10 protein-coding genes and 1 pseudogene are annotated in these 7,383 nt (G+C 67.3%); 6 read left to right on the forward strand and 5 right to left on the reverse strand.

The genetic code is table 11. The annotated features are described in order from the left end of the window. A pseudogene (locus BN4348_RS59985) lies at positions 1-188 on the forward strand (DUF7159 family protein); the annotation flags it as partial. Between the two features lie 16 nt (positions 189-204). On the opposite strand, the gene BN4348_RS41265 reads toward BN4348_RS59985, so the two are convergent. Genes BN4348_RS41265 through BN4348_RS41275 form a run of 3 tightly spaced genes read right to left on the reverse strand, consistent with a single transcriptional unit; the run spans position 205 to position 3,073 of the window. Continuing rightward, complete coding sequence (locus BN4348_RS41265; RefSeq protein ID WP_066912710.1) at positions 205-750, reverse strand: YceI family protein; 546 nt, start codon at positions 748-750, stop codon at positions 205-207. Between the two features lie 13 nt (positions 751-763). Next, positions 764-1,777: an alcohol dehydrogenase catalytic domain-containing protein gene (locus BN4348_RS41270; protein WP_066912712.1), complete on the reverse strand. Its 1,014-nt coding sequence runs from the start codon at positions 1,775-1,777 to the stop codon at positions 764-766. Between the two features lie 24 nt (positions 1,778-1,801). Further along, positions 1,802-3,073, reverse strand: coding sequence for a cytochrome P450 (locus BN4348_RS41275; RefSeq protein WP_066912714.1), 1,272 nt, complete (start codon positions 3,071-3,073; stop codon positions 1,802-1,804). A 211-nt stretch (positions 3,074-3,284) separates the two neighbouring features. On the opposite strand from BN4348_RS41275, the gene BN4348_RS41280 reads away from it, so the two are divergent. The 4 genes from BN4348_RS41280 (at position 3,285) to BN4348_RS41295 (ending at position 4,905) form a co-directional block, all read left to right on the forward strand. Then, a complete protein-coding gene (locus tag BN4348_RS41280; protein WP_235852713.1) occupies positions 3,285-3,848 on the forward strand; it encodes a dihydrofolate reductase family protein in 564 nt (187 codons plus the stop codon). 81 nt (positions 3,849-3,929) lie between these two features. Continuing rightward, positions 3,930-4,334, forward strand: a complete 405-nt coding sequence (locus BN4348_RS41285; protein WP_066912718.1) for a hypothetical protein — start codon at positions 3,930-3,932, stop codon at positions 4,332-4,334. A 12-nt stretch (positions 4,335-4,346) separates the two neighbouring features. Continuing rightward, positions 4,347-4,637 (forward strand): hypothetical protein, encoded by a 291-nt coding sequence (locus tag BN4348_RS41290; protein ID WP_066912719.1) that lies wholly within the window; start codon positions 4,347-4,349, stop codon positions 4,635-4,637. 37 nt (positions 4,638-4,674) lie between these two features. Next, entirely contained in the window at positions 4,675-4,905 is a 231-nt protein-coding gene (locus BN4348_RS41295; RefSeq protein ID WP_066912721.1) for an Rv1893 family protein, read from the forward strand. A gap of 3 nt (positions 4,906-4,908) precedes the next feature. Here the strand turns inward: BN4348_RS41295 and BN4348_RS41300 are convergent, their stop codons facing one another. Both BN4348_RS41300 and BN4348_RS41305 read right to left on the reverse strand, forming a co-directional pair. Further along, complete coding sequence (locus BN4348_RS41300) at positions 4,909-6,039, reverse strand: nitronate monooxygenase (RefSeq protein WP_066912723.1); 1,131 nt, start codon at positions 6,037-6,039, stop codon at positions 4,909-4,911. A gap of 126 nt (positions 6,040-6,165) precedes the next feature. Then, the gene (locus BN4348_RS41305) at positions 6,166-6,576 is read right to left on the reverse strand and encodes a hypothetical protein (protein WP_235852714.1); all 411 of its coding nucleotides are present in this window, start codon (positions 6,574-6,576) and stop codon (positions 6,166-6,168) included. A 216-nt stretch (positions 6,577-6,792) separates the two neighbouring features. Here BN4348_RS41305 and BN4348_RS41310 point away from each other — a divergent pair. After that, on the forward strand, positions 6,793-7,383 hold a 591-nt coding region (locus BN4348_RS41310; RefSeq protein WP_142308802.1), incomplete at its 3' end, for a PE family protein.

Genomic DNA, 7,383 nt, shown 5'->3' on the forward strand with positions numbered 1-7,383 from the left:
CCCCGCCGGCGCCGAAGCCGCAGGCACCCGCGGGCGAACCCGCCCCGGAGTCCGGGGGAGAGCAGCAAGGCGCTCCCGACGAGCCGCAGCTGGACGCGAGTGTCCGCCAGCCCTACTTGACCCGGGTGCTGGAGCACATCCCCGGCGACGCGGGCGATTCGGCGCCGCCGCACGCGCCGACGCCCTAGCGGAACGCGGTGGAGCTCAGGCCTTGGGGTGCACCGCGGTGAAGGACACCGACACCTCGTCGGCTACTTTCACCGAACCCATCAGCAGCGAATAGGGCTTGACGCCGTAATCGGTTTGCCGAACGGTGGATTCGACCGACAATCGCCAATCACCGCCGAGATCCTCTGTGCGCAAGTCGATGACGTGCTTGCGGGACTTGCCGCGGATGTGCAGCTTCCCGGTCAGGCGGTAGCCGTCGTCGGCCTTGTCGATCGTGTCGGCGGCAAAGCGCATCTCGGGATAGCGCTTGGCGTCCAACGACTTCAACGCGTTCGATTTCACCAGGACCTTCTCCGGCCCGGACAATCCTTTGACCCCGCCCTCGCCGCGCAGCACCTCGAGCGAATCGACCTCGACCGTAAGCTCCGCGGTGACCGGTTCGGTGCCGGCCCACGCCACGGTGGCCTCCCAGCGCGTCATCGCGATGGTGAGGCGATGGCCCATTCGCGCCGCCCTGCCCGTGACGCCGGTGCGGATCGACAATTCACCGTCGGAAGCCGTCAGGGTCCATAGGTCGGTCACAGACCGACTGTAGTCACATCGTCAAAACGGTCCGGTAGTGCGCCCGCCCCTGCTCCAACGCCGCGTAGCCTTCGGCCGCCTGCGCCAGCGGCAACTCCTCGATCCACGCCCGGACGCCGGACAGGACCGCGAAATGCATAGTGTCCTCGACGTCTTTGGCAGTGCCCGACGGGTGGCCGACGACGCTGACACCCGGGGTAATGAGCTGAATGGGACTGATCGGCAACGGTTCGGGCGTGACGCCGATCGTGACAAGCTCGCCTTGTGGCGATATCCCGCCGACGGTTGCGGCCATCGCCGGCGAGTTGCCCGCGGTTGCGAGCACGACCGCGGCGCCGCCGAGGGCCTTCAGCGCTTCGGCGGGATCGCCGGCGGTGGAGTCAATGTAGTGGTGGGCGCCCAACTTTCGGGCGTCCTCCTCTTTGCCGCCGCCACGCGCGATCGCGATGGTCTGGAAACCCATCGCCCGGGCGAACTGCACCCCGAGGTGGCCGAGCCCGCCGACGCCGAGGATCGCCACCCGATCACCGGGCAACGCCTTGGTGTGGCGCAGCGCGTTGTAGGTCGTGACGCCGGCACAACCCATGGGGGCGGCTTCCGCGTCGGTGAGCTCCGCAGGAATCCGGGCCAGCGCGTTGGCCGGGGCCGTCACCGATTCCGCGTAGCCGCCGGGATAGTGCCAGCTCGGCACCTTTCCGTTGACGCAGTGGATGAAAAGGCCCTTGCGGCACGGGTCGCAGTGGTAGCAGCACCCGCCGAACCAGCCGACGGCGACGCGATCGCCGACCGCGAAGTCGTCGACGCCGTCGCCGAGTTCGGCTATGGTTCCGGCGATTTCGTGTCCCGGGGTCAATGGCCACGACATGTTGGGGAAGCCGTCGTTGACGAAGGCGCGGTCGGTTCCGCATACGCCGCAGGCGGTGACCGCTATGCGCACCTCGTCGCGCCCCGGCGGCCGCGTCTCTACTTCGGCAAGCTCCAGCGGGCCGCCCGCGGACTGGACCCGGACGGCTTGATGTGTCGGCATTGGCTTAGCGTAATGCGCGACAGGTCATTTGGCGGCCCCGGCGGTGTGGTAGTCGACCTGCCAGTGCTTGATCCCGTTGAGCCAGCCCGACCGCAGCCGCTCGGGCTTTCCGATCGATTCCAGGTTCGGGATGCCGTCGGCGATCGCGTTGAACATCAGGTCGATGGTCATCCGCGCCAGGTTCGCCCCGATGCAGTAATGCGCACCGGTGCCGCCGAATCCCACGTGCGGGTTGGGGTCGCGCAGGATGTTGAAGCTGAACGGATCGTCGAACACGTCCTCATCGAAATTGGCCGAGCGGTAGACCATCACCACCCGCTGGCCCTTCTTGATCTGCACACCGGACAGCTCGTAGTCCTGAAGCGCGGTGCGCTGGAACGACGTGACCGGGGTGGCCCACCGCACGATCTCGTCGGCCGCGGTGGCGGGACGCTCCTTTTTGAACAGCTCCCACTGATCGGGGAAGTCGGTGAAGGCCATCATGCCCTGGGTGATCGAGTTGCGGGTGGTCTCGTTGCCGGCCACCGCAAGCAGAATGACGAAGAAGCCGAACTCGTCGTCGGAAAGCTTGTGCCCGTCGATGTCCGCCTGGACCAGCTTGGTGACGAGGTCTTCCCCCGGGTTCTTCGCCCGGTCGGCGGCCATCTGCATGCCGTACATGATCAGCTCTACCGAGGCGGTGATGGCGTCGTTGTTGGCGAACTCGGGGTCCTGGTCGCCGACCATCTCGTTGGACCAGTGGAAGAGTTTCTTGCGTTCTTCCTGGGGCACACCCATCAACCCGGCGATGGCCTGCAGCGGCAGCTCGCACGAGACCTGCTCCACGAAGTCACCGCGCCCCTCGGCGGCCGCTTCCTCGACGATGTGCCGGGCGCGCTCGGCGAGGTCGTCGCGCAGGCGCTCGATGGCCCGGGGAGTGAAGGCACGCGAGACGATCTTGCGCAGCCGGGTGTGCTGAGGCGCATCCATGTTGAGCAGGACGAACTTGCCGCGCTCGACCTGCTCGCCGACCGTGCCGTCCTTGTAGCGCGGCAGCGCGGTCTTCTCCAGGCTGGAGAAGACGTCGCTGCGCAGCGAGATCTCTTTGACGTCCTTGTGCTTGGAGACCACCCAGAAGCCCCCGTCGTCGAACCCGCCCGCCCCGAGCGGCTGTTCGTTCCACCAGATCGGCGCGGTTCGGCGCAGCTCGGCCAGCTCTTCCACCGGCAGCCGCTCCGCGTGGACGTCCGGGTCGGTGAAGTCGAATCCGGGCGGCAGATTGGGGACCGGCTTGGCCGTCGGCTCTGCGGTTGACATGGCGCACTCCTCGATACGAAGTCCTCTAGGCATCCTTAATGCAAGGAAACCATTGCTAGACCACGGTTGGGAAGGACTGAAGCAAGATCGACGACCCGAATTGCAACACGTTCAGCCTCGATGAGTTTCGCGGGCTCGGCCGGTCGGTATGGGAAGCAACAGGACCGACCGACCGAAAGGGGAGCACACGCGCATCGTTCTCAGCCACTTCATGAGCCTGGACGGCGTCGTCCAGGCACCCGGCGGCCAGGGTGAGGACACCGACGGGGGATTCGCGCACGGCGGCTGGTCCGTGAGGTACTTCGAACCGGAGACCATGGGACCCGCCGTCGCCGAAACCATGGCCGAAACCGAGGCGCTGCTGTTCGGCCGGCGCACGTGGCAAACGATGGCGGCCGCCTGGCCGGACCGCGGCGGGGACCCGTTCGCCGACCGCATGAACGAGATCCCCAAATACGTGGCGTCCCGCACGCTCACCCAAGACGAACTGAGCTGGACCGGCTCGGCCCTGCTACCCCCCGACGATGCGATCGGCGCGATACGCGAGCTGCGCGCCCGCGACGGCCGGGCGATGCAGGTGATTGGGAGCCCGTCGCTGGCCGCACAGCTGATCGAACACGACCTGGTCGACGAATACCGGCTGATGATCGAGCCGATCCTGCTCGGCGGCGGCAAGCGGCTGTTTCCCGGCGACGGCCGGGCCCGGGCGCTGGAGTTGGTGTCGACGACAGCAACCGGGACCGGGGTGTTGCTCCGCACCTACCGGCGTCGCTGACGGTCCCCGGCAAACGCGCTTGTGGCTCCCGGTGCAATCGATATGCTTTGTGCAGGTCACCGGCGACAGGTGGGGTGAAACATGATTCGGGAACTGCTCAGCGCCGCTTCGATAGCGGGCATCACGATCGGCATGGCGCCGTCCGCCGCGGCCGATCCGCACTACAACGGCGACGTGCCCGGGATGAACTATCAGGCCTCGCTGGGTGCGCCTTGCGACAACTACGAGCGCTTCATCTTCGGACGCGGCCCCAGCGGACAGGCCGAGGCCTGTCACTTCCCGCCGCCCAACCAGTTCCCCGCGGCTACCACCGGCTACTGGGTCGTCTCCTATCCGTTGTACGGCGTGCAGCAGGCGGGCGCGAAGTGCCCGGGCCCGCAGGCGGCGGCACAGTCGGATGCCGGGCTGCCCATGCTCTGCCTGGGGGATCAGGGCTGGCAAGAGGGGTGGTTCACCGGGGCGGGGTTCTTCCCGCCGTCGGGATAGCCGGCTGACGCCATGAACCAGGCTCGGCCCGCCGAGGCGCCGATCCCGCGCTGGCTGCGCTTCGTGCTGGCTTCCGATCGCGCCGGCTCGGCGTGGTACATCGGGGCCGGCTTCTTCTTCGCGCCGGTGCTCGCCGTGCTGTCGCCGTGGCCGGCGGTCACCGCTGCCCTCTGGGCCGTCATCGGGCTCGCCGGGCTGTGGCTGGGGCTGCTCGGCGTCGCGATGGCCATCGGACTGGCGCGCGTCTTGCGGTCCGGCGCCGAGATTCCCGAGGATTACTGGCGCACCCTGGTGAACTACTAGAGTCGTACCAAAGGTCCTGCGACAAAAGGAGATTCCGATGGGCTTCAATCCGAAAGACGCAGTCGACGCGGCCCGCGACATCGCCACCAACGCCGTCGAAAAGGCCTCGGACATCGTCGAGCACGCCGGCGACATCCTCCGGGGCGACATCGCCGGGGGCGCCAGCGGCATCGTCCAGAACTCGATCGACATCGGTACCTACGCGGTGGACCGCACGAAGGAGGTCTTTACCGGCGGGGAGGACGTCGACGAAGTCGACGACGAGTAGCCGCTATACGGCGGCGGCCTCGTTCAGCTCGTCCAGCCTGTTGGTCGCCTCCAGGTACTCCTGCACCCACCGCTCGATGACGGTCGCCGTCTTCTCCACCTTGGTGAATTGCCCGACCACCTGACCGACCGGGTTGAACGCGACGTCGACGGACTCGTTGGGGTACCGGTTGGTGGCCCGCACCGCCATGCCGGAAACCATGTATTGCAACGGCATACCGAGCGGCTTCGGATTGTCCGGCTGCTCCCAGGCCTCGGTCCAGTCGTTGCGCAGCATCCGGGCCGGCTTGCCCGTGAACGAACGGCTCCGGACGGTGTCACGGCTGCCCGCTTTGACGTACGCCTGCTGCTGCACCGGCGTGTTCGAGGATTCCTCGACCATCAGCCACTGCGAACCGGTCCACGCGCCCTGGGCACCCAGCGCCAAGGCAGCCGCGATCTGCTGACCGCTCCCGATGCCTCCGGCCGCCAACACCGGCACCGGCGCGACCTCCTTAACGACCTGCGGCCACAACACGATTGAACCCACCTCGCCGCAGTGGCCGCCGGCCTCGCCGCCCTGGGCGATGATGATGTCGACGCCGGCGTCGGCGTGTTTGCGGGCCTGCGACGGTGAACCACACAGCGCGGCCACCTTGAGTCCGGCGTCGTGGATGTGCTTGATCATGTCGGCCGGGGGAGTGCCGAGCGCGTTGGCGATCATCTTCACCTTCGGGTGCTTCAACGCCACTTCGACCTGTGGGGTGGCCGTCGCCTCGGTCCACCCGAGCAGTTGCAGGCTGTCCCCGTCGCTGTCTTCAATCGGGACACCGTGGTCCGCGAGGATCTTCTTGCCGAAGTCCAGGTGCTCCTGCGGCACCATCTTGCGCAGCGTCTCGGCCAGCTCCTCCGCGGAGAGGTGGGAGTCCATGCCCTCGTATTTGTTCGGGATCACGATGTCGACCCCGTAGGGGTGATCCCCGATGTTCTCGTCGATCCAGTTGAGCTCGATCTCCAGCTGCTCGGGGGTGAAGCCGACGGCGCCGAGCACGCCGAAACCACCGGCCTTGCTGACAGCGACCACGACATCACGGCAGTGGGTGAAGGCGAAGATCGGGAACTCGATACCAAGCTCGTCGCAGATCGCGGTGTGCATGCCTACTCCTGTGGAAGCGTCACGGTACATAAAGAATTGAAACGTGTTCTAGTTTAGTACGTGGACCGTTGACGTGGCCAGCCGCCCCCGGCCAGCTCTTCGGCACTACGACGTTTCAGGCCTTTGTCAGAGCAACCCGCGGGCCGCCCACATGACGACGAACGCCAGCATGCCCGCGAAGCAGACCAGGTGATCGCGGCAGATGGCCCGCGCCAGACGGGCCTGTTCGGCCGGACCGCCCGTCCGGTGCCCGAGCCGAACGGCGCTCGGGACCGTGTGCGTCAGCGCCAACACCACCGGCACCCCCGCGAGCGCGGCCGAGGTCCCCAGCAGCCATGCCGGGTCGTCGCCTCGAGCGGCCTGACACCCCAACGCGCCCAACAAGATGAGCATGACGGCGGCGATGACGTGGCTCATCGGTCGCGACGTGGTCGTCGCGCGGTGGTAGTAGTCCGCGATGGAAGCGAGCGCGGGCTCGGGCAATTCCGCACCCGCACTTCGATATTGGAAGACCTGGACATCGAAGATCAGATCCATCTACAAGACGGCGAGCAAAAAGCCGCCGCAGGACGTGAGTATCGGGGCCACGACGCTTTTTACCTCCGGTTCGACCGAGCGCCGCAAAACGGATCGAAAATATTTTTCCCCGATAAGCCGCCGCTGGGAAATAGCTTTGAATTGTTGTAAACGTGTCGAATTACGCGTCAAGGATGCCTACGATCCGCTGAGGGCGGGTTACCTGGAGGTTGACGGATGTCGTTTTTGGTTGCAGTACCGGACGCAGTCGCGACGGCCGCAGAGAACGTCGCGGGTATCGCTTCCTCGCTCAGCGCCGCCAATTCGGCAGCGGCCGTCCCGACCACCGGAGTGCTGGCCGCAGCCGGTGACGAGGTGTCGACGGCGATCGCTTCGCTGTTCACGAGCCACGCCGCGCAATACCAGGCGCTCAGCGCCCAAGCCGCGGCGTTCCACGCGCAGTTCGTGCAGGCCCTCAACGCCGCGGGCGGCGCCTACGCGTCCGCCGAAGCGGCCAACGCGTCGCCGTTCCAGACAGCGGCGCAAGACGTGCTCGGGGTCATCAACGCGCCGACCAACACGTTGTTGGGTCGCCCGCTGATCGGCCCTGGCACCAACGGCGCCGCGGGGACCGGACAGAACGGTGGTCCGGGCGGGATCTTGTGGGGCCACGGCGGCAACGGCGGCTCGGGCGGGGCCGGGCAGGCCGGCGGCGCCGGAGGCGCGGCCGGCCTGTTGGGCTTCGGCGGCATGGGCGGCACCGGGGGCTCCGGCGCGGCGGGAGGCCACGGCGGCACCGGTGGCTGGCTCTGGGGTAACGGCGGTACC

Source organism: Mycobacterium interjectum, from assembly GCF_900078675.2.
Classification (GTDB): domain Bacteria; phylum Actinomycetota; class Actinomycetes; order Mycobacteriales; family Mycobacteriaceae; genus Mycobacterium; species Mycobacterium interjectum.